General features: G+C 58.0%; 22 protein-coding genes. 9 read left to right on the top strand and 13 right to left on the bottom strand.

Annotation, left to right across the window (positions count from 1 at the left end):
* The first annotated feature begins 13 nt into the window (after nt 1–13).
* Nucleotides 14–1,390, top strand: coding sequence for a siroheme synthase CysG (gene cysG / locus OJ965_RS04455; RefSeq protein ID WP_265137993.1), 1,377 nt, complete (start codon nt 14–16; stop codon nt 1,388–1,390).
* A gap of 44 nt (nt 1,391–1,434) precedes the next feature.
* On the opposite strand, the gene trpS is transcribed toward cysG, so the two are convergent.
* The 12 genes from trpS to pilM form a co-directional block, all read right to left on the bottom strand.
* On the bottom strand, nt 1,435–2,436 hold the full coding sequence (gene trpS / locus OJ965_RS04450; protein WP_009087666.1) for a tryptophan--tRNA ligase: 1,002 nt from the start codon (nt 2,434–2,436) through the stop codon (nt 1,435–1,437).
* A gap of 16 nt (nt 2,437–2,452) precedes the next feature.
* The gene (locus OJ965_RS04445; RefSeq protein ID WP_265137990.1) at nt 2,453–3,130 is read right to left on the bottom strand and encodes a phosphoglycolate phosphatase; all 678 of its coding nucleotides are present in this window, start codon (nt 3,128–3,130) and stop codon (nt 2,453–2,455) included.
* Nucleotides 3,114–3,797 (bottom strand): ribulose-phosphate 3-epimerase, encoded by a 684-nt coding sequence (gene rpe, locus OJ965_RS04440; protein ID WP_009087670.1) that lies wholly within the window; start codon nt 3,795–3,797, stop codon nt 3,114–3,116. Before rpe ends, OJ965_RS04445 begins: the two co-directional genes overlap by 17 nt.
* Nucleotides 3,798–3,864: 67 nt before the next feature.
* The gene (gene dam / locus OJ965_RS04435) at nt 3,865–4,680 is read right to left on the bottom strand and encodes an adenine-specific DNA-methyltransferase (RefSeq protein WP_046100717.1); all 816 of its coding nucleotides are present in this window, start codon (nt 4,678–4,680) and stop codon (nt 3,865–3,867) included.
* 93 nt (nt 4,681–4,773) lie between these two features.
* Nucleotides 4,774–5,805, bottom strand: a complete 1,032-nt coding sequence (locus tag OJ965_RS04430; RefSeq protein WP_265137984.1) for an SPOR domain-containing protein — start codon at nt 5,803–5,805, stop codon at nt 4,774–4,776.
* 72 nt (nt 5,806–5,877) lie between these two features.
* The gene (aroB, locus tag OJ965_RS04425; RefSeq protein WP_009087678.1) at nt 5,878–6,966 is read right to left on the bottom strand and encodes a 3-dehydroquinate synthase; all 1,089 of its coding nucleotides are present in this window, start codon (nt 6,964–6,966) and stop codon (nt 5,878–5,880) included.
* A gap of 38 nt (nt 6,967–7,004) precedes the next feature.
* On the bottom strand, nt 7,005–7,526 hold the full coding sequence (gene aroK, locus OJ965_RS04420) for a shikimate kinase AroK (RefSeq protein ID WP_003852989.1): 522 nt from the start codon (nt 7,524–7,526) through the stop codon (nt 7,005–7,007).
* 363 nt (nt 7,527–7,889) lie between these two features.
* Nucleotides 7,890–9,158, bottom strand: coding sequence for a DNA uptake porin HofQ (gene hofQ / locus OJ965_RS04415; RefSeq protein ID WP_265137978.1), 1,269 nt, complete (start codon nt 9,156–9,158; stop codon nt 7,890–7,892).
* Nucleotides 9,100–9,480, bottom strand: a complete 381-nt coding sequence (locus tag OJ965_RS04410) for a DUF2531 family protein (RefSeq protein ID WP_265137976.1) — start codon at nt 9,478–9,480, stop codon at nt 9,100–9,102. Before OJ965_RS04410 ends, hofQ begins: the two co-directional genes overlap by 59 nt.
* The gene (locus tag OJ965_RS04405; protein ID WP_265137974.1) at nt 9,470–9,958 is read right to left on the bottom strand and encodes a HofO family protein; all 489 of its coding nucleotides are present in this window, start codon (nt 9,956–9,958) and stop codon (nt 9,470–9,472) included. Before OJ965_RS04405 ends, OJ965_RS04410 begins: the two co-directional genes overlap by 11 nt.
* Nucleotides 9,951–10,490, bottom strand: coding sequence for a PilN domain-containing protein (locus OJ965_RS04400; protein ID WP_058957849.1), 540 nt, complete (start codon nt 10,488–10,490; stop codon nt 9,951–9,953). The genes OJ965_RS04405 and OJ965_RS04400 overlap by 8 nt, the downstream gene beginning before the upstream one ends.
* Nucleotides 10,481–11,299 (bottom strand): type IV pilus biogenesis protein PilM, encoded by an 819-nt coding sequence (gene pilM, locus OJ965_RS04395; RefSeq protein ID WP_265137970.1) that lies wholly within the window; start codon nt 11,297–11,299, stop codon nt 10,481–10,483. Before pilM ends, OJ965_RS04400 begins: the two co-directional genes overlap by 10 nt.
* 116 nt (nt 11,300–11,415) lie before the next feature.
* Between pilM and mrcA the strand changes: the two genes are divergently transcribed.
* The 4 genes from mrcA to OJ965_RS04375 all read left to right on the top strand — a co-directional run bounded on the left by mrcA (nt 11,416) and on the right by OJ965_RS04375 (nt 16,874).
* Nucleotides 11,416–13,965 carry a peptidoglycan glycosyltransferase/peptidoglycan DD-transpeptidase MrcA gene (gene mrcA / locus OJ965_RS04390; protein WP_265137968.1) on the top strand — a complete coding sequence of 850 codons (2,550 nt, stop codon included), beginning with the start codon at nt 11,416–11,418 and terminating at the stop codon, nt 13,963–13,965.
* A 465-nt stretch (nt 13,966–14,430) separates the two neighbouring features.
* Nucleotides 14,431–14,850, top strand: coding sequence for a GNAT family N-acetyltransferase (locus OJ965_RS04385; RefSeq protein WP_265137966.1), 420 nt, complete (start codon nt 14,431–14,433; stop codon nt 14,848–14,850).
* A gap of 15 nt (nt 14,851–14,865) precedes the next feature.
* Nucleotides 14,866–15,555 (top strand): helix-turn-helix transcriptional regulator, encoded by a 690-nt coding sequence (locus OJ965_RS04380; RefSeq protein ID WP_265137964.1) that lies wholly within the window; start codon nt 14,866–14,868, stop codon nt 15,553–15,555.
* A 20-nt stretch (nt 15,556–15,575) separates the two neighbouring features.
* Nucleotides 15,576–16,874: a cytosine permease gene (locus OJ965_RS04375; protein ID WP_265137962.1), complete on the top strand. Its 1,299-nt coding sequence runs from the start codon at nt 15,576–15,578 to the stop codon at nt 16,872–16,874.
* Nucleotides 16,875–16,924: 50 nt separating this feature from the next.
* On the opposite strand, the gene nudE is transcribed toward OJ965_RS04375, so the two are convergent.
* Nucleotides 16,925–17,488 (bottom strand): ADP compounds hydrolase NudE, encoded by a 564-nt coding sequence (nudE, locus tag OJ965_RS04370; RefSeq protein ID WP_058957850.1) that lies wholly within the window; start codon nt 17,486–17,488, stop codon nt 16,925–16,927.
* Nucleotides 17,489–17,879: 391 nt separating this feature from the next.
* Here nudE and OJ965_RS04365 point away from each other — a divergent pair, with 391 nt between their 5' ends.
* The 4 genes from OJ965_RS04365 to hslO are packed head-to-tail and all read left to right on the top strand — an operon-like array spanning nt 17,880 to nt 22,050.
* A complete protein-coding gene (locus tag OJ965_RS04365; RefSeq protein WP_111207883.1) occupies nt 17,880–20,015 on the top strand; it encodes an intracellular growth attenuator family protein in 2,136 nt (711 codons plus the stop codon).
* Nucleotides 20,016–20,071: 56 nt separating this feature from the next.
* On the top strand, nt 20,072–20,719 hold the full coding sequence (gene yrfG / locus OJ965_RS04360; protein WP_009087698.1) for a GMP/IMP nucleotidase: 648 nt from the start codon (nt 20,072–20,074) through the stop codon (nt 20,717–20,719).
* Nucleotides 20,720–20,732: 13 nt separating this feature from the next.
* Nucleotides 20,733–21,134, top strand: a complete 402-nt coding sequence (gene hslR, locus OJ965_RS04355) for a ribosome-associated heat shock protein Hsp15 (protein ID WP_009087700.1) — start codon at nt 20,733–20,735, stop codon at nt 21,132–21,134.
* Between the two features lie 49 nt (nt 21,135–21,183).
* Complete coding sequence (hslO, locus tag OJ965_RS04350) at nt 21,184–22,050, top strand: Hsp33 family molecular chaperone HslO (protein WP_009087701.1); 867 nt, start codon at nt 21,184–21,186, stop codon at nt 22,048–22,050.
* The last annotated feature ends 16 nt before the right edge of the window (nt 22,051–22,066 follow it).

The following is a 22,066-nucleotide window of genomic DNA, read 5'->3' as shown; positions in this document are numbered from 1 at the left end:
TTAAGGATCGCTGATGGACTACTTCCCCCTCTTCTGCCGCCTGCAGGGCCGGCGCTGTCTGCTGGTGGGTGCGGGTGATGTGGCGGAGCGCAAAGCCCGCCTGCTGCTGGAAGCCGGTGCCGAACTCCGGGTGGGTGCCCCTGATTTTTCGCCCGCCTTCCGGGCGTGGGCACAGCAGCGTGCGGTTACGCTGCTGCCGGGACATTTCGATCCGCACTGGCTGAACGGCTGCTGGCTGGTGGTGGCCGCCACCAGCGACAACGCGGTCAATCAGCAGGTGGCGGAAGCGGCGGAAAGGCAGCAGATCTTCTGCAACCTGGTGGATGCACCGCAGCAGGCCAGCGCGATTGTGCCATCGATCATCGATCGTTCCCCGCTGATGGTGGCGGTGTCGTCCGGCGGACGGGCACCGGTACTGGCGCGCCTGCTGCGGGAGAAGCTGGAGGCGAGACTGCCGCAACATCTCGGCCAGCTGGCGCAGCTGGCCGGTCACCTGCGCGCGCGGGTGAAAAAGCAGTATGGCGCGCCAGGTGCCCGCCGCCGCTTCTGGGAGCGCTTCTTTCTCAGCGAGCGACTGGCGCAATCGCTGGCGAACGGCGACAGGCCGCGTGCAGAGCAGATCGCTGACGCGCTTTTTGACGCCGACCCGGCCCGCCAGGGGGAGGTGGCACTGGTCGGTGCCGGGCCGGGCGATGCCGGACTACTGACCCTGAAAGGCTTACAGCTTATTCAGCAGGCGGACGTCATCGTCTATGACCGCCTGGTCTCCGATGCTGTCCTGAATCTGGTACGCCGCGATGCCGAGCGTATCTTCGTGGGTAAACGCGCCGGACATCACTGCGTGCCGCAGGCGTCGATTAATCAGCTGCTCTGCGAACAGGCGCAGCGCGGAAAGCGGGTGGTACGGCTGAAAGGGGGCGATCCCTTTATCTTTGGACGAGGCGGCGAAGAGCTGGAGGCGCTGGCGCAGCAGCAGATCCCTTTCAGCGTGGTGCCGGGGATCACCGCCGCGTCAGGCTGCGCGGCTTACAGCGGCATTCCCCTGACCCACCGCGATCATGCGCAGAGCGTCAGGCTGGTTACCGGCCATCTGCAGAAAACGGGCACCCTCGCCTGGCAGACGCTGGCGGCGGAACAGCAGACGCTGGTCTTTTACATGGGGCTGACGCAGGCCGCAGAGATAGCGCAGCAGCTGATCCGACACGGGATGCGCAGCGATATGCCGGTGGCGCTGGTGGAGAACGGCACCACAGCGCATCAGCGGGTGGTGACCGGCACGCTGAGCGAGCTGGAGAGTCTGGCCGGACAGGTGAGCAGTCCGGGCCTGGTCATCATTGGCAGCGTGGTCAGTCTGCGCGAGACGCTGCGCTGGTTCTCAATCGACAAATAAAAACGGCGGACATCATGTCCGCCGTTTCATTGACTGCTCAGCCGTTACGGCATCGCAACGAAGCCCACCGCCTCATACACCTTCTTCAGGGTTTCCTGCGCCTGTGCGCGTGCTTTCGCCGCGCCATCACGCATCACCTGCTCCAGCAGCGCTTCGTCGTTGCGGAAGGTGTGATAACGCTCCTGCAGCTCAGAGAGCATGCCCGACACCGCATCCGCCACTGCACCTTTCAGATGGCCATACATCTTGCCCTCAAACGCCTGCTCAAGCTCGGCGATACTCTGACCGGTCACGCCCGACAGAATATCCAGCAGGTTAGAGACGCCCGCCTTCTCTTTCACGTCGTAGCGCACCACTGGTGGTTCTTCAGAGTCGGTGACGGCGCGTTTAATCTTCTTCACCACCGCTTTCGGATCTTCCAGCAGGCCGATCACGTTGTTGCGGTTGTCGTCAGACTTGGACATCTTCTTCGTCGGTTCCAGCAGCGACATTACGCGCGCGCCAGACTTCGGAATGAACGGCTCCGGCACCTTGAAGATGTCGCCATACAGCGCATTGAAACGATGCGCGATATCACGGCTCAGCTCCAGATGCTGTTTCTGATCTTCACCGACCGGCACCTGATGGGTCTGATAGAGCAGAATGTCCGCCGCCATCAGCACCGGATAGTCGAACAGACCGGCATTGATGTTCTCTTCGTAGCGTGCGGATTTATCCTTGAACTGCGTCATGCGGCTCAGCTCACCGAAATAGGCGTAGCAGTTCAGGATCCAGCTCAGCTGCGTATGCTCCGGCACATGGGACTGAACAAAGATGGTGCTTTTTTGCGGGTCGATGCCGCAGGCAAGGTAGAGCGCCAGCGTGTCCAGCGTCGCTTTACGCAGTGCGGCAGGGTCCTGACGCACGGTGATAGCATGCAGATCAACGATGCAGTAAATGCAGTGGTAATCATCCTGCATCTGCACCCACTGACGCAGCGCACCCATATAGTTGCCGATGGTCAGTTCGCCGGACGGCTGTGCGCCGCTGAAAACGATGGGTTTCATACTTAAGTCCTGATATTTACAGCCCCAGAGCGGGCAAAAGTTCGTCGAAAGAGTCGAGAGTTAAATCGGGCTGGCTGGTGGCAATCGGCTCGCCATAGTTATAGCCATAGGTCATGGCCACATTGGGCACGCCTGCCGCCTGCGCCGCCTGGATATCATTGCGGGAGTCGCCGACAAATAGCAACTGATCCTGCAGCACCCCAAAGGTGCCAAGCACCATAAAAATGGCGGCCGGATGCGGTTTTTTAACCGGCACATCATCGCCACCAATAATCAGCGAAAACGCATCGGCAATCCCCAGCGATTCCAGCAGCGGCGCCACAAACGGCGTCGGCTTATTGGTGACAATCGCCATCGGCAGTCCGCTCGCCTTAAGGGCTGCCAGCGTCTGCTTCACGTGCGGAAACAGCGTACTGCCCGCCTCCACGGTATCAGCGTAGTGCCGGTCAAACAGCGCCCGCGCATCGCGCTGCTCTTCCGGCTGCGGTTCGCGGCCCAGCGCAAAGGTCAGCGCGCGCGCCATCATGATATCGGCACCGTTGCCAATCCACGTGGAGACCCGCGCCAGGCCCGCCTGCGGCAGACGCAGGTCGTTCAGCGTGCGGTCGATAGCCTCGGCAAGGCCGGGTGCGCTATCCACCAGGGTACCATCCAGATCGAACGCCAGCGCACGAATATCAGTGAAATGAGCCATTGGCCTTCTCCAGTTCGTTGCGCATGTCGTCGATGACTTTTTTATAGTCGGGATGACCGAAGATGGCGGAACCGGCAACAAACATGTCGGCACCGGCGGCGGCAATCTGACCAATGTTGTCGATCTTCACACCGCCATCCACTTCCAGACGGATGTTATAGCCGCTCTGATCGATACGCCGGCGCGCTTCACGCAGTTTATCCAGGGTGCCCGGGATAAATGACTGACCGCCAAAGCCCGGGTTTACGGACATCAGCAGAATGATATCCAGCTTATCCATGACGTAATCGAGGTAGCTCAGTGGGGTCGCCGGGTTAAAGACCAGACCGGCTTTGCAGCCATGCTCTTTAATCAGCTGCAGGGTGCGGTCAACGTGTTCGCTGGCTTCGGGATGAAAGGTGATATAGGTGGCACCCGCTTTGGCGAATTCCGGGATCAGCGCATCGACGGGTTTCACCATCAGATGCACATCGATAGGGGCGGTGATGCCATAGTCACGCAGGGCTTTCAGCACCATCGGCCCCATGGTCAGGTTTGGCACGTAGTGGTTGTCCATCACGTCGAAGTGAACCACGTCACCTCCGGCCGCCAGCGCTTTGGCTGTATCTTCGCCCAGGCGGGCAAAGTCCGCCGACAGGATTGAAGGGGCCAGCAAATATTGTTTCATCCGATTCTCCCACTGTTGTGCGCCAGCACTTAGGCTGGCGTAATGCGTTGGTCGCGGACGAAACAGACTAGCGATAAAGTGCCAGCAGTTCGTCGACCTTGGTGCGACCGGTTATGCTCCGGCTGATAGAACGCCGGGCTTTGACCACATGTAACACTGCATCCTGATACCACAGACGCGTCAGTGCAGTGTCGTGGTTAGAAATCAGTACCGGAATCCGGTGTTCCGACGCGGCCAGCTGTGCCGCCAGCATCGCCAGATTCTCCTGCTCACGCAGGCTGAAGCTGTTGGTGTGATAAGCCGTAAAGTTGGCCGTTGCCGATAGCGGCGCATAAGGGGGGTCACAATAGACCACCGAGCCTTTGCCGGCACTGGTCAGGGTAACATCGTACGATTCACAGACAAACGTCGCTTTTTGCGCTCGCTCGGCAAACCATAACAGTTCAGCTTCCGGAAAATAGGGTTTGCGATAGCGGCCAAACGGCACGTTGAACTCACCACGCAGGTTATAACGGCAGAGGCCGTTATAACAGTGGCGGTTCAGATAGAGGAACAGCAGCGCGCGCTGGTAGGCATCCGTGCTGAGGTTAAATTCGGTGCGACGCTGGTAGTAACAGGCTTCGGTGTTCCCTTCCGGCGTGAACAGCAGTTGCGCGTCACGAATGAAATCCGCGGTGCGCAGTTTGACGATGTTATAGAGATTAATCAGGTCGCTGTTGATGTCAGCGAGATGATAGCGATCAAAGTCGGTGTTCAGAAACACCGAACCCGCGCCAACAAATGGCTCGACCAGGCAGTCGCCTTGCGGCAGATGGCGATGGATCTCTTCGACTAGGGGAAATTTTCCCCCTGCCCATTTCAGGAAAGCGCGATTTTTTTTCATGCTGTCGTGGTAATTACATCTTATTGTGAGGCTGTGGCTGGACCGACAGCAGATCTGCGCTTAAAACGGGGCCAGAGACTGGCCCCCTGTCCGCTATTGACTGGCTTCTTTCTTCACCTGGCTGACCGGTTTTACCCACGGGTTTTTCGCGCGTACGTCTGCAGGCAACGAGGCGACAGCGCGTTTGGCATCAGCCGGTGTGGCATAGGAGCCGCTCACCAGCACATACCACGCCTGACCATTGCGGGTGGTTTTGTAGACGTGATAGCCGCTCAGATTCTGCTGCTTCGCCCAGGCATTCAGGCTTTCTGCTTTAGACGCGCCGCTCAGCTGCAGGGTGTAGCTGCCGCCTGGCAGTGATTTGCTGGCCGTGCTGCTGCCTGCTGCCGATGTAGCGGGCGCAGAACTGACGGGTGACCGTGCTGGCGTCGTGTGTGTTTTGCTGTCGCGGGTTGCCGGCTTCGCAGCCGCTTTGTGCACGGTGTCGTGCGCCGGACGGGAGGCCGCGTTTGAGCGGGCTGGCGTCTGACGCGTCACCGGTGCGGTAACGGGATTCGCCGCCGTTCCGGCATTGCCGCTGACGGTGGCAGGCGCGGTCGGCAGTGAGCTGCCGCCCTGCGAGCCCATTGCCGCACTGTCGACCTGCTGCTGCTGATTGCTCAGCGCACTGTTCAGATCGCCTGGCAAGGTGACGCGCTGCTGATTCGCTGGGGCGTCAACCGGTGCAGCCTGGGTCGGCGTAGAGGCAACAGGCGGCATTGAGACGTCACGCGCCTGGCCGGACGCCGCCTCACCGCTGGCCGCCGCGTTATTGTCGGTGGTGGCCGGCGTGTTCTGAGCGCCAGACATGGAAGAGGAGCCGGTCAGGTCGATGTTCTTCTCACTGCCGGTGCTGCCACCCGCAGCAGGCGTAGTGCCCGCTGACGCGGGTTTTTTCTCATCAGGGCCGTTGAGCGCGGAACCAATCCCCAGAACCAGTAACAGCAGAACCAGAATCCCGACGCCCATCATGATGCGCTGGCGCGAAACCGGTATTCTGGCTGCGGTAGACGACTTACGAGGGCGCGAGGGACGGCGGTCGCTGGCGTCAGGTTTTAACTCATCTTCCGGTTTAAACTCATCCATTTTGCCTCCTCCGTAAAGCGGCATTCCGCACTGCGCACCCTGCGCGCCGCGTCACCACTCAACTGCTTATTCTCAGGGTTGCTGACAATCGTTAATTGCAGCCAGCACCATATCATGTGCCACGCCGCCACGCACTTCAGAGCGGCCGATCGACAACGGCAGAACCAGCCGCAGTTCGCCCGCCAGAACTTTTTTATCGCGCATCATGTGCGGCAGGTACATCTCTGCACGCATCGCCTGTGGGCCATGCACCGGTAAACCGGCACGCTGCAACAGGGCAATGAGGCGTTCCGTCTCGTGCGGCTGGAACTGCCCCAGCCGTTCCGCCGTGCGCGCCGCCATCACCATACCTGCGGCAATCGCTTCACCGTGCAGCCAGTTGCCATAGCCCATATGCGCTTCAATCGCATGGCCAAAAGTGTGCCCCAGATTGAGCAGCGCCCGCTGACCGTTTTCACGCTCGTCAGCCGCCACCACCTCTGCTTTCAGCTCACAGCAGCGACGAATGCAGTACGCCAGCGCCTGTTCATCCAGCGCCAGCAGCGCATCAATATTCTGCTCCAGCCACTGGAAAAAGGCGCCGTCGAGAATAACGCCATACTTGATCACTTCTGCCAGACCGGAGGCCAGCTCACGCGCCGGCAGCGTCTGCAGACAGGCGGTATCGATCACCACCGAGGCAGGCTGATAAAAGGCGCCGATCATGTTTTTGCCCAGCGGATGGTTCACAGCGGTTTTGCCACCCACCGACGAGTCCACCTGCGACAGTAAGGTGGTCGGAACCTGAATAAAGCGCACGCCACGCTGATAGCTGGCCGCAGCAAAACCGGCCAGATCGCCAATGACGCCGCCGCCTAAGGCAACCAGCGTCGTATCACGACCGTGCGGCTTCTGCAGCAGTGCGGTAAAAACCTGATCCATCACCGCCAGCGTCTTATATTGTTCGCCATCGGGTAAGATCACCTGATCAACTTTTACGCCTGCCGCCGTCAGCTGCGCCGTTATCCTGTCAAGATAGAGCGGTGCCAGCGTCTGGTTGGTCACCACCATGGCGTTTTCGCCCGCGGTCAGCGGCCAAAAAGAAGCCGGATCGTTAAACAGTCCGGCGGCGATAGTGATGGGGTAACTGCGTTCCCCCAGTGAGACGGTGATCTTCTCCATGATGCTCAATACCTGTCAGAGAGCCTTCGAACGTTGGATCAACTTTTTTCCAACATGTGGATAATCTGATTCGCCACGACTTTCGCACTCTGGTCGTCTGTACGAATGGTCACATCGGCGATCTCTTCGTAGAGCGGGTTACGTTCGCCAGCCAGCGCTTCAAGCACCTCACGCGGCGGGGAGTCCACCTGCAGCAACGGACGTTTTTTATCGCGCTGAGTGCGCGCCAGTTGCTTCTCGATCGTGGTTTCAAGATAAACCACAACACCACGGGCGGAGAGACGGTTACGCGTTTCCCGGGATTTGACGGAACCACCCCCTGTCGCCAGGACGATGCCTTGCTTCTCGGTCAGTTCGTTAATGATTTTTTCTTCGCGATCGCGAAAGCCAGCTTCGCCTTCGACATCAAAAACCCAGCCCACATCCGCTCCGGTGCGTCGCTCAATTTCCTGATCGGAATCGAAGAACTCCATGTTGAGTTGCTGAGCCAACTGACGGCCAATAGTGCTTTTGCCGGCACCCATCGGCCCAACCAGAAAGATATTGCGTTTCTCTGCCATTTTGTCGGTATTACTAAGAATTCGTTAATGATACCCCGCGTTCAGCTTTTGCTGGCGGGACAGGAACTGAGACCTCATGAGCGTTAGCAAGAGTCAGATGAAAAATTATCTCAACACTCAAGGCTGTTTGGCAACCGATTATATTGCCTTCAGCACATCCATTTCTGAATTGGCCTGTGTTCGCGAAACTGTAACGCGCCAGCGCTGCGTCTTTTACCACGCTGCTTACAGAGGAGTTGTCTGATCTGTTAACCGGGATTTATCCGGTTCAGACGGTTACACCGTATTGAAAATCGCTAAACCTTGTAAGCTAATTCCTCTTCTGCGTCAACGCAGATGACCCCGAGGGCCTCATTTTCCGTTTTATCCCGTCGTAAGCGCTGCTTCCCTGACCAATCGCGGCGTAATAAAGATAACCAGCTCTCTTTTTTTACGCTGCGCCGATTGCTGGCGAAACAGTCCGCCAATCAGCGGCACCTTTCCCAGCAGCGGCACCCTGTTCTCTCCCCGGTTTCGCTGCTGCTGAAAGATACCGCCTAAGGCCAGCGTTTGCCCGTCGCTGACCGTGACCTGAGTCTCTATTTCCTGTTTATCGATGGATAAGATGTCGCTGTCACCGGTCCGGATGCTGCGTCCCGGCATATTCTGACTGATATGGATCTTCAGCCGGATACGGCCGTTTCCGGCGATAGTGGGCGTCACCTCCATGCCCAGCACCGCTTCTTTAAACTCAATCGAGGTGGCGCCGCTGTTGCCTGCCGACACTTCATAGGGAATTTCAGTGCCCTGCTTAATCGAGGCGGTCTGCTGGTGCGAGGTGAAGAGGCGCGGACTGGCGATGATCTCAATCTGGTTCTCCTGCTCCAGAGCGCTCAGCTCCAGATCCAGCAGGGCGCCGCCGATACGCGCCAGCGCCATCCCCGCGCTGATACCGGGTGAACTTATCGCCAGCGGAACAGCGAGCCGGGGATGATGCAGGCTCTCTGTCACCGCTGCATCTCCCGCCAGCATGCCCCACTGCACCCCCAGCTCCTGCAGATGCTCCTCACTGATGGTGACGATATGGGCAGAGAGTTCAATCTGCTCCAGTGGCCGATCCAGCCCCTGGATCCAGCGCGCCGTCTCTTTCAGTGCCGCGGCGGTATCGCGCAGAAGCAGCGCGTTGGTGCGTTTATCCACCGTCACGCTGCCACGCGGCGTCATCAGTGACTGGCGTTCACTCAGCAGGCTGGCATGAACGTCGCTGGCGCTGGCATAACGGAGTGTGACCGTGCGCTGTTGCAAAGGCGTCTGCTGTAACTGCGCCTGCCGCTCCGCCTCCCGGGCCGCGTCCTGCGCCTGCTGCCAGCGCAGCGGATAGACCAGCAGAACATTATCCTGCTCAATAACCGTCAGTTTTGCTATCCGCGCCACCAGCGCCAGCGCCTGACGCCACGGCAGGTTATCCAGCCGCAGCGATAGCACCCCCTCAACCTCAGGCGCGATCAGCAGATTGACCTGCTGATAGTCAGCCAGCGCCTGCAGAATCTGCTCTACCGGTGCGTGGTCAAAAGCGAGGCTGAGCGGCGCCTCGTCAGCGGCGTAAACCGGCTGCAGGCTGCTGATGAGGAGCAGGGTCGCTATCCTTAACATGCGCATATCCTTTTAAATAAAATGTGGTCCGCTGAGCGTGACAGCTCGCCGGCACGGCAAGCGTGAGGCTGCGGGAGGTGATCGCCACCAGTTGCCAGGGCGTCAGCGGAAAAGGCGTATCGCTGCCCAGCGTGACGCGTTCTCCCTGCGGGGTAAGCAGCCAGGCCTGATAGCGGGTTTCCCGCCCGGCAATCCCCTGCAGACGCCAGCCGGTGAGTGGGGCTACCGCCGCCTGACACAGGGAACCGGCAACAGGCCGGAAGGGATCGCGTGCCAGCACATCACCCCAGCACAACAGCAGAATCAGCAGGCTATGGCGCATCGGCTGGCTCCAGCCAGAGTTGCGCCTCCAGGTCGTGCGGCTGCGCCAGCAGCAGGAAATGCACAGGCAATGGCGCAGAGGCCTGGGCAAATTCAGCAAAGAGTGTCCGGAACGCCTGCCACGGCAGATGCAGTGTCAGCAGGCGGGCGGGGCCATCCGGCTGCAACGCCTCCAGCTGGTGAGGGCGGCGCGCCAGAATATCGTCGATAGCCCCCTCCGATGCGGCTGCGCGAGACAGAGCGGCCTCCATCGTCTCCCGCTGCGCCTGCAGCTGCGCGATGGTGGGATGCTGACGCCACTGCTGCTGGCGCTGCTGCAGAGTGCGGGTTAACTGTGACAGCGCCGCCCGTTCAGCGGTCAGTGCCTGCTGCTGAGGCCGTAAGCCCGGCAGCCAGATAAGCAAAAGCAGACCCAACGCGAGAAGGAGCAGCAGGCCGTAGCGCGGAACAGCCGCCATCTGACACCAGCGATCAATCATCGCGTCCCCCGGCTATCTGCGCCCGTAGCGAAAAATGGTAGCGGCCATCCGCCTGACGCCGGACCCCACCCTGCTGCACCTGACCCAACAGGGCGGCGGTAGCAAGCTGCTGGCGAAACTGCCGGATTGCTGCCATATCCTGCGCCTGCCCCTCCAGGATCAGGCGGTTATCGCGCTTCTCCAGCCGGGTCAGCCAGGCGGTATCGGGCAGCATGCCGGGCAGATCGCGCCAGAACTGTTGCCACCCGGCCAGCTGCGCAGCCTTGTCACGCTGCTTCGCCTGCTGTTTTTGCAGAAGCGCGAGCTGTTCCAGCAGCTGCTTCTGCTGCGCTAAACGCGCAGCCAGTGTCTCCAGCGCCTGCTGCTGCATTCTGCTCTCCTGCGCTATCTGCTGGCGCGCCTCATGGACCCGGTACGCCTGCTGCATCATCAGCAGCAGCAGACCGGCCGCCACCAGTGCCAGCACCAGCAGGCTCTGCCGCCGCTGCCGTTGCCGCCGTTGCTGCCGCCACGGCAGCAGATTTACCGCCACGCCGGCTCATCTCCGCTGGTCAGCGCCAGCCCGGTCGCCAGTGCAAAGGCTCCCGGATTCGCGGGCAACGGGGGCTGCTGATAACGAAGCAGATCAAAAGGGGAAAACGCGACAGCGTCAGCGGGCAGCGCGGCTGGCGTGGCGGCACACCAGGCGATGGCCGTTGCCTGGGGAAAGGCCTGCTGTTTCAGTGCATCCAGCGTGGTGGCGTCATCACACTCCGCTGCGGTCTGCGCATCACTCCAGAGCCAGCGCCCCTCCTGCTGCAACACCAGCACCGTGCCGCCCGGCAGCCGCGCCTGCCGGGCCAGCCGCTTCAGCGCGTCGGTGGTCAGTTCCAGCACCTGCGGCCTGAATCCTGCCTGTAACAGGGGCGTCATCCACTGGTCAACACTCTCACGCCGGGCCGCCGTGACGCAGAGCTGACGGCTCCCGGCCTCCTCGTGATAGTCCAGCGCCAGCGTGTCAGGCTCCAGCGGAAAGAGACGACGCGCGGCCACCTGCACGTAGTGCCCCAGCGAAGGCTCTCTGAGTGACTGTGCGGGCAGCGGAAGCGGCCGCTGCAGCACCAGCCGGGCGGGGAACCCGACCCTCAGCGAGTAACGGCGCGGCAACTGCTGACGCCAGGCTGTCAGGACCGCCTGTAATTCAGGCGAAGATTGCAGCACGCCGTTTCTTAACGTATCTTGCGGCAGCCGTTGCAGCCACCAGTGGCGTAGCTGCCAGCCATCACGACGACGCTGGAGGGCCAGGCCACACATCTGCCTGTTCTGAATATCCAGCCCGATTTGCCAGGTATGAAAAGCCATGCGCGCGATCTCCTTATCGTCCGGGAAAATGGACATATCAAAGCGTCTGGCTTGCCTTTATACTACCGCGCGGTTGTTTATAAACTGCTCAAACGACAATAGATGGGAAACTCCAGGTGAAGTTCGTAAAGTATTTATTGATCCTTACAGTGTGTTGCATCCTGTTGGGAGCTGGCTCGATTTATGGCTTGTACAAGTACATCGAGCCACAGCTGCCTGACGTCAACACGCTGAAAGATGTGCGTCTGCAAACCCCTATGCAGGTTTACAGCGCCGACGGCGATCTGATCGCCCAGTATGGCGAAATGCGCCGTATTCCTTTGACCCTGCAGCAAGTGCCACCTGTGATGGTGAAAGCGTTTATTGCAACCGAAGACAGCCGTTTTTATGAGCACCACGGTGTGGACCCGGTGGGGATTTTCCGTGCGGCCAGCATCGCGCTGGTCTCCGGTCACGCCTCCCAGGGGGCAAGTACCATCACTCAGCAGCTGGCCCGTAACTTCTTCCTGAGTCCGGAACGCACCCTGATGCGTAAAATAAAGGAAGCGTTTCTGGCAATCCGCATTGAGCAGTTACTCAATAAGGATGAAATTCTTGAGCTCTACCTGAATAAGATCTACCTCGGCTACCGGGCTTATGGCATCGGTGCTGCTTCGCAGGTCTATTTTGGTAAGCCGGTTGACCAGCTGTCGCTGAGTGAAATGGCGATGATTGCCGGTCTGCCGAAAGCGCCGTCCACCTTTAACCCGCTCTATTCGCCGAGCCGCGCCCTGTCGCGTCGCAACGTGGTGCTGGCGCGTATGCTGGATCAGCACTACATCACGCAGCAGCAGTATGATGAGGCACGCAACACGCCGCTGGTGGCGAAATATCATGGCCCGGAAATCGCCTTCTCTGCCCCTTATCTCAGCGAGATGGTGCGCCAGGAGATGGTGAAGCGCTACGGCGACAACGCCTACACCGACGGCTATAAGGTTTACACCACCGTGACCCGCCGCCTGCAGGAAGCGGCTCAGACTTCAGTGCGTAACAACGTCATCGCCTACGATATGCGTCATGGCTATCGCGGCCCGACCAGCGTGCTGTGGCGGGTGGGCGAGCCCGCCTGGGATCAGACTAAGATCGAGAAAGCGCTGAGTGCGCTGCCGGTCTATGGCCCGCTCTATCCGGCGGTGGTCACGGAAGCACGCAGTGATGAAGCAACCGTGATGATGAAAGATGGCAGCAATGTGTCGCTGGCCTTAGCGGGTGTGCGCTGGGCGCGTCCTTATAAGTCTGACACCGTGCAGGGCCCGACGCCGAAAAGCGTGACGCAGGTGCTGCAGCCAGGCCAGCAGATCTGGGTGCGCAAAGTGGGTGATGCGTGGTGGCTGGGCCAGGTACCGGATGTGAACTCGGCGCTGGTCTCACTCGATCCGAATGATGGTGCGGTGCGGGCGCTGGTAGGCGGCTTCGCCTTTAACCAGAGCATGTTTAACCGTGCAACCCAGGCACTGCGCCAGGTCGGCTCTAACATCAAGCCGTTCCTCTACACCGCCGCGATGGATCGCGGACTGACGCTGGCGTCGATCCTGAACGACGTGCCGATTTCACGCTGGGATGCCGGTGCGGGTGCCGACTGGCGTCCGAAAAACTCACCGCCAACCTACGATGGACCGATTCGCCTGCGTCAGGGACTTGGTCAGTCGAAAAACGTGGTGATGGTGCGTGCGATGCGCGCCATGGGCGTGGATTATGCCGCAGAGTATCTGCAGCGCTTTGGATTCCCGGCGCAGAACATTATTCATACCGAGTCGCTGGCCCTGGGGGCGGCCTCGTTCACCCCGTTACAGGTGGTGCGCGGCTACTCCGTGATGGCGAATGGCGGCTTCCTGATTGACCCGTACTTCATCACCCGGATTGAGAATGAACAGGGCGGCATTGTCTTTGAAGAGAAACCGAAGATCGCCTGTCCGCAGTGCAATCTGCCGGTCATCTACGGCGAAACGAAGAAAGCGCTGGCGCTGAACGAAGAGAGCGTTGAGAACGTGGCCGCGTCAGACAGCAATCAGAACCAGGCGGTGCCACAGCCTGCACTGGAGCAGGTTCCGGCGCAGGCACAGCAGGGCGAACAGCAATATGCCCCGCATGTCATCAACACCCCGCTCAGCTTCCTCATCAGGAGCGCACTGAACAGCAACATCTTCGGTGAACCGGGTTGGATGGGAACCGGCTGGCGTGCCGGGCGTGACCTCAAGCGTAATGACATTGGCGGGAAAACCGGTACCACGAACAGCTCGAAAGATGCCTGGTTCTCGGGTTATGGCCCTGGCGTCGTGACCTCCGTCTGGATCGGTTTTGATGATGCGCGCCGCAATTTAGGCCGCAGCACCCTTTCCGGCGCGATTCCCGATCAGATTTCAGGCTATGAGGGCGGCGCTAAGAGTGCGCAACCGGCATGGGATGAATATATGAAGAGTGCGCTGGAGGGGGTACCGGTGCAGCCGTTAACGCCGCCGGATAGCGTGGTCACGGTCACGATTGACCGCAGCACCGGCAAGCTGGCAAATGGCGGAGGCAATACGCGTCAGGAGTACTTCATCAACGGTACCCAGCCGACCGAGTATTCCGTTCATGATGTGGGCACCACCATTATGGACAACGGCGAGAGTCACGAGCTGTTCTGATGTAATATCCCTCCATGAATATCCCTGAGGCTGGTCACTGTAAGGTGACTGGCCTTTTTTATCCGGTCATTCATCCGGGGAAAACAGACGCAGCTTTTCATCCTTGAGTCTCATTTGAGCCGCAAAGAAAAAATAAAAGCCGAAGAGATAGCACAATTATTAACGGGAAAAGAGCCAATCGCTCCCGGCGATTGGCATTCATTCAGTCTGACAATTGAAACATGTGTGTGTAAAGCGATTCAGAAACCGAACCGAAAAGCATGTTGTTATTTTATATCGCTAACATCAGCGTAGTTTTCCCAGGTGCTGGCAAATAAAAAAGGAGGTATTTCATCGGTCAGCGAAAGCTATCTTAATGCCACGGGCATACCACTACAGGAGGAATATTAACCCTTGCGCATCGCTTGCCACCATGATAATAATAAAAGGTTGTATTTCTATCAAAACTCAGATGGATAATTTTATATGGAAATTAAAATCAGCCACACTGAAGATGCTGAAACTGAAAATTATATTATTCAGCGCCTCTGGCAGCATAATCAGCGCTTCGCCGACATCAATATGAAGACGCTGAATGTTATCCTGTATGACGACCAGGGTAATATTCAGGGAGGACTGCTCGCTCACACATGGTGTGGCACGCTGGATATTCATTATCTGTGGATAAATGATGCATGGCGGCTACATGGCACAGGCCGTAAGCTGATGCAGGCAGCAGAAGACGAAGCCCGCAACCGCCATTGCCATATGGCAGTAGTCGATACGTTAAGTTTCCAGGCGCGTGGTTTTTATGAAAAACTGGGTTATCGCGTCTATGGCGAACAGGAAGGATATGCCCAGCGTTACGCCCGTTATTATCTGGCAAAACGATTATCATCTGAATAGTTTCAGCGAGGTGCCATGGACAGCCCATACCGCAATATCGATGAATTTATTTCTGCATTCGCCACAACGATGGATCTTTTACCCACGCCCTGGGGCTTTAAAAATGACGTCTCTCAGCATCTGTATATGAATGAAGCAGCGAGAGCCTATACTGCCACGCCAAAAAACTATTTATTAGAGGGAAAAAAAGATAATGAATTTCCCACGCGCTGGAGTGATTGCGCCGATGAATTTTGTCAGCACGACCTGCAGGTAAAAGAGAATCATAGCAGCGTGGCGGTCATTGAAACCCACTACTGGTATGGCAATAACTATCTTTCCCCTTTTATTAGCGAAAAATATCCTGTTTTCGACAACAAAAACCAGTGGCTTGGCTGCATCTGGAATGCACGCCCGGTCGACAACCTTTCAGCAATGAGTTTTATCGATCCTCAGAAATCTTCTGTACTCACTACGCGACTGAAGCACGCACTGTTTACTCCTGCTGAGCTGGATGTCATTTTCCTGCTGCTACGACGATTCAGCGCAAAAGAGATCGCCCGCATTTATAACCTCAGTGTAAAAACTGTCGGTAACCGCATCACTACCCTTTATCAGAAAGCCGGAGTGCACTCCCTGCAACAATTCGAGAGCTACTGCCGTGCTGAGTCACTGGAAAATTATCTGCCAGAACGTTTTCTCAGCACAGGCGTCATTTATATTTAAACAGGTAAGGAAACCCCATAGTGAGTAAGTTTGATGATTATCCTTTGAGCCGCGTGCCTGAGAGCAAAAGACTCTCCCTGCTAAGCGTGGCGATTGTGCATATGGGCATGCTGACCGCACTGGATCAGTTCATGCTTGGTGCCGTTCTGGGCAGCAGCATGACGGCAGGTGAGGCCTTTACCGCAATTACGCTGGCCAGCCTGCTGTTTGGCGTGCTGACATTTGCGCTCGGCTATGCGGGAATGCGCGAAGGAATGCCTGGCAGTCTGCTGGCGCGCTGGTGTGGCTTTGGTCGACATGGATCTGTATTGATAGGCCTGCTTGTAGCGGTCAGCCTGCTGGGCTGGTTCGGGATTCAAAATGCGGTTTTCGCCCGCTCGCTTACCTTTGCCCTGAACGGCAAGCTGAGCTTTGCCGGGTCTGCGGCACTGTCGGGAGGTGTACTGACGTTGCTGGTCACCTTTGGCTTTAAGGCGCTGCGCTTTACTGCCCGCATTGCAGTGCCGCTGTTTATTATGCTGGTTGGATGGATTTTCTGGCACGCTTTTCACGGCCAGCCAGGACACATCACGCCGCCGGTTCCTGCGACTGACACCCTGACCGTGAGTGCCGCCATTACCATGGTCATTGGCGGCGCGATTCTTGCCAGCCTGATGACGCCCGATCTGACGCGTTTTTCACGCAACGGCAAAGATGTATTTGCGATTACCCTGCTGACCATTCTGGCGGGAGAGTATGGGATTAATGGTCTCGCCATTCTGATTGCCAGAGAGCTGCAGACGTCAGACATTATTGTCATCATTACACAGACAACGAGCACTCTGGGTCTGTTTGCGGTGGTCTTTTCAACTCTGCGTGTCAATGATCTCAACCTCTACTCATCCACGCTGGGCATTACTAACGCAATTGAAGGCCTGACCGGCTACAAACCCCGTTATCAGGCAATTACACTGCTTCTGGGACTGCTTGGCACACTCTGTTCCGTATTCGGGATTCTCGATCGTTTTGTCGATTTTCTGGAACTTCTGGGTGTGATCTTCCCGCCAGTACTGGGCGTAATGATCATTGACTACTACGTGCTGAAAACCCATCGCCAGACACTTGCTGTGAGCCGCAGCGCCAATACGCTCCCGGCAACCTCGCCATTGATCGGCTGGCCAGCTCTGATTGCCAGCGTGGCAGGTGGTGCTACCGGCCTGCTGAGTAAATGGGGCATTCCGGTGTTCAATTCGATTCTTGTCGCAGGTGCGGTGTACCTGTTAACCGCCCCGTTTCTGAAGCACGCATCTGACCTGAAGGAAAAAGTCGTCGCTGACTAAAACAAAAACGTGCCTGTGGCAGGCACGTTTCTTTGCTTACGCTCGTGCTGTCAGTAGCGCAGACGCCCCTGCTTCACCAGCCATTCGCGCGCCATAAAGAGCGCACTGACGTTGCGTGCCTCGCGAAAATCGGGTTCCTCCAGCAGCGACAGCATATCGCTCAGCGGCCAGCGGTGAACAATCAGCGGCTCCGGCTCGTCACCTTCCAGCTTATCGGGATAGAGGCCTTCTGCCACCACGATATTCATTTTGCTGGAAAAGTAGGAGGGGGCCATCGTGAGCTTGCCCAGCGGCGTGAGGTGCTCAGCCCCAAAACCGACCTCTTCTTTCAGTTCCCGCACCGCCGCCTCACTCACGGTTTCGCCTGCATCAATCAGCCCTTTGGGAAACCCGAGTTCATAAGTTTCCAGTCCGACGGCATACTCCTGAATCAGGATCAGATGGTCATCAATAATGGGCACAATCATGACCGCTTCACGTTCTGACGGCTTCATCCGCTCATAGACGCGACGCGCCCCATTACTGAAGGCGAGATCGACCGATTCGACGGTAAACAGCCGCGAACGCGCCACGGCGGTGATATTGAGGATGTCAGGTTTTTTTGGAATTTTCATATCAGCCTCAAAAGTTTCTGCGCCGGCTATCAGGAACGAATTAGCATACCTAACCCCAGGCAATTGTGCGACAGTCTCACCATAACGATATCGTTACATAGATTCCGGCAATTGAATAACAGCCTTTGGTTATCAGTTAAGACTGAATTTGCATTAGTCAATATGCTGCGATAAGTTTCAGATAATACCGATATTTAATCCAGTCTGAGCCGGTTACCATTCGGACAAGGCAGGGTTTAATAAATGCTAATCAGATATTCCCTGGCACTATTTAATCGGGTGTCTGACTCCTCAGGATTATATAATCTTCCGGAATGCCTCTTCAGAAGTGAGCATCCCCCGGAGCGTACGTTTAAAGTGAAGGCAGCATTTTGGCTGAATTGAGCAGAGCATGAGCACAATCTTTATGATCCTGGCCATAGTGCTGACCTGTTCAATCCTGGCAGGTATTGGGTTCTGGTACGCTATGCGGCATCGTCCGCCGTTGGCGAAACCGCTGCCATTTATCAGTCCGCCCTGCCGTAAGCTTTCCCCTCAGGAGCGCGAGGCGGTAGACAAATATGTCACCGCACTGGCAAAACAGCCCCGCACCGCCGTGACGACCGACAAGCGCAGCGCGTCTGAACGTCTGACGCTGACCGCGCAGAGCAACAACGTCTATCCGGTGACCCGCGCCATTACCCGCTACGGCCTCTCAACGGACGATCCCCATAAATGGCGTTACTATCTGGATGAAGTCGAAGTTCATCTGCCGCCGCTGTGGGAGCAGTACATCACCGACGAAAACTACGTCGAGTTAATCCGCACCCAATCCATTCCGCTGGTGATTTCGCTCAACGGCCATTCGCTGGTGGATTACGCGGTGGATCAGCAGTCCCTGCCGACGCTGATGCGTCCGGTGTCGACCAACGCCTCGATCCGCAAAGCAGAAACGGAAAACGTTGAACTGCTGCAGGTGCGTAAAGAGACCCCGGAAGAGTATCGCCTGTCGCGGCCAGACGGCACGCGTGAAGGGGTGATCATCTCGCTTGCCTTCTTACTGTTCTTCTTCAGTCTGCTGGTGCCCACGACTCTGATGATCTGGCTGGTGCTGGCCGGTGCGGGAATGATCGCAGCCAGCCTGTGGCTGCTCTATCGCATTCCGGGTGAGCGCGGCCTGCGTGACATCCACTGCCTGCGCGGCGCGCCGAAGCGCTGGGGCCTGTTCAGCGAATCGAACCAGGAGCAGAGCAACATCACGCTGGGAATTATCGATCTCGCCTATCCGGCGCACTGGCAGCCCTATGTCGCGCACGACCTCGGTCAGGTGACCGACGTGGAGATCTACCTCAACCGTCAGGTGGTGCGTCAGGGCCGCTTTTTATCCCTGCAGGATGAGGTCAAAAATTTCCCGATTCAGCGCTGGCGGAAAAATGTGGTGCTGGCCTGCGGCTCGCTGCTGGTGCTGACCCTGCTGGTCACCTGGATCCCGCTCGGGATGCCGATCAAGCTCAGTCTCGCCTGGGCCAGAGGCACCGACAGCCTGGAGGTCAACAGCGTCGATAAACTCAGCAGCGTGGCCCTGAATATTGGCGACAGCCTGAAGGTGAGCGGTACCGGCATGTGTTCAGTGCCGGATAACTACCAGAGCAACCGGAGTTACGCCTTTATGCCGTTCGACTGCTCGGCCATCTACTGGAATAACGCGAAGCCGTTGCCGCAGCCGCAATCTGACATTATTGATAAAGCCGCCGCCCTGCTGGATACCACGACCCGGCAGCTGCACCCGGAAACCAATACCGATCCCAAACTGAACCCGCAGCTGGCGTCAGCGATCCAGAAGTCCGGGATGATTCTGCTGGATGACTTCTCCGATCTGGTCATGAAGACCCAGGATCTCTGTAATCAGCCGCAGGATTGCGTGCGCCTGAAAAACGCGCTGGTAAACCTGGGCAACGCCAAAGACTGGGAGGCGCTGATGCGCCGCGCCGACTCCGGCCAGCTAAACGGCATGAACGTGCTGCTGCGACCGGTCAGTGCGGAAGCACTGGAGAACCTGGTGAATACCGCCACCTCGACCTTCTTTTTCCGCGAAACCCGCCGTGCGGCTGAAAATCTCAACAGCCCGCCGCCGGGAGGATTCCTGATCGTCAGTGACGAGGGTCGCCAGCTGGTCAGTCAGCCTCAGCCTGCCGTGTCACTGTTCGATCTCGATCCGCCCGCTCAGTGGCATGAGCTGCAGCGCATCTCCGCCATGCTGCTGCATACGCCTTTCAGCGCCAGCGGCATCATCACCAGCATCACCACCGATGCCAACGGCACGCGTCACATCGCGCTGCACAATGAACCGGATGCCATGGCGCAGTGGCGCTATCTCGGCACCGTACTGCTGCTGATGGTGCTGCTGGCCTGCGGCGTGATCAACGGACTGCTGGCTCTGCGCCGCATGCACCGTAATCGCCAGCGCATGATCGATATCCAGCTCTACTACGACAAGTGTTTCAACCATAATCTCAGCACTTTGCAGAGCGTGCGCTCGATATTCTGAGCCCTGCCCTTCTGTGCTACCCTGTCGCCCGGTTTTTTTACAGGGTGAGAGCCACGATGCTCAACTGGTCTGAAATTGACACCGTGCTGCTCGACATGGATGGCACGCTGCTGGATCTGGCGTTTGATCGTCATTTCTGGCTGGAGCATGTGCCCGCGGTGCTCAGCCAGCAGCGCGGCATCACCCTGGCTGACGCTGACCGGATCATCACGGAAAAGTATCAGGCCGTCGCCCATACGCTAAACTGGTATTGTCTGGATTACTGGGCAGAGGCGCTGGCGCTGGACATCCGTGCCATGACCTGGGCGATGCGCAGCCGGGTCGCACTGCGTGACGACACCCTGCCCTTTTTGCAGGCGCTGCGTCGCGCTGGCAAGCGCACCATCCTGCTGACCAACGCGCATCCCTATAATCTCGACGTCAAACTGGCGCAGACAGGTTTAGCGCCACACCTTGATTTATTACTTTCCACCCATACCTTTGGGTATCCGAAAGAAGACCCGCGTCTGTGGCAGGCGGTACAACAGCACACCGGCTTTTCTGCGCCGCGCACGCTGTTTATCGACGACAGCGAAGTGATTCTGGATGCTGCGGCGTCATGGGGCATCGGCTGGTGCTTAGGCGTAAAAAATCCCGATTCGGGTCGTCCTGAGCAAATCTTTCAGCGTCACCGCGCCACCGGCGACTACCGGACGCTGATCTGAGTCAGGAGCAGCAATGAAAGAGAAAAGCAGCGAAGAGGTTCGCCTCGACAAATGGCTGTGGGCGGCGCGCTTTTACAAAACCCGGGCGATTGCGCGGGAGATGATTGAAGGCGGCAAAGTGCACTACAACGGTCAGCGCAGTAAACCCGGCAAGATCGTCGAGCTGAATGCGGAACTGACCGTGCGTCAGGGCAACGATGAACGCACCGTGGTGGTGGCGAATATCAGCGCTCAGCGCCGCCCCGCCAGCGAGGCACAGCAGCTCTACCGCGAAACCGATGCCAGTATCGAGAAACGCGAAAAAATGGCGCAGGCACGCAAACTGAATGCGCTGACTATGCCCCATCCCGATCGGCGACCTGACAAAAAAGAGCGTCGCGATTTGATGAAGTTTAAATTATCGGGCGATGAGTAATGCCGTCTTCGCGGACGCGCCATCGCCCCGTTCCAGTGAGAGAAAAAATATGTCAGTCCAGGATCAACTGCACCGTTATCTGTTTGAAAATGCCGCTGTGCGCGGCGAGCTGGTGAACGTCTCCGACACCTGGCGTGAAACCGTGAAGAACCACGACTATCCGGCTCCGGTTAAGACGCTGCTGGGTGAGATGCTGGTCGCCACCAGCCTGCTGACCGCCACGCTGAAGTTTGACGGTGAAATTACCGTGCAGCTGCAGGGTGACGGTCCGCTCTCTCTGGCGGTGATCAACGGCAACAACAATCAGGAGCTGCGTGGCGTGGCGCGCATTAAAGGCGACATCCCGGCCGACAGCACCCTGAAAAGCATGGTAGGCAACGGCTACCTGGTGATCACCATCTCCCCTGAAAAAGGTGAACGCTATCAGGGCGTGGTGGGACTGGAAGGTGAAACGCTGGCGGAATGCCTGGAAGATTACTTCATGCGTTCTGAGCAGCTGCCTACGCGGCTGTTTATCCGCACCAGCGACCAGGGTGCCGCCGGTATCCTGCTGCAGGTTCTGCCGGCACAGGAGACAGAGAAAGAGGCGTTCGACCACCTCGCGACCCTGACGGAAACCATCAAAACCGACGAGCTGATCACCCTGCCGGCCAATGAGGTGCTGTGGCGTCTCTACCATCAGGAAGAGGTCACCCTCTATGATCCGCAGCCGGTCATCTACAAATGCACCTGTTCGCGTGAACGCTGTGGTGAAGTGCTGACCACGCTGCCGAAGGAAGAGGTGGATGAGATCATCGCGGAAGATGGCAAAATTGACATGCACTGCGACTACTGCGGTTCAGACTACGTGTTTGACGCAGTCGATATCGCGGCGATTCGCAGCCATTCTCACGGGAATGACGAGCGTCTGCACTGATTCACCGGGCGGCGTC

The sequence above is a fragment of the Pantoea anthophila genome, from assembly GCF_026104315.1.
Lineage (GTDB): Bacteria > Pseudomonadota > Gammaproteobacteria > Enterobacterales > Enterobacteriaceae > Pantoea > Pantoea anthophila.
This window is presented reverse-complemented; position numbering and strand designations above follow the sequence as displayed.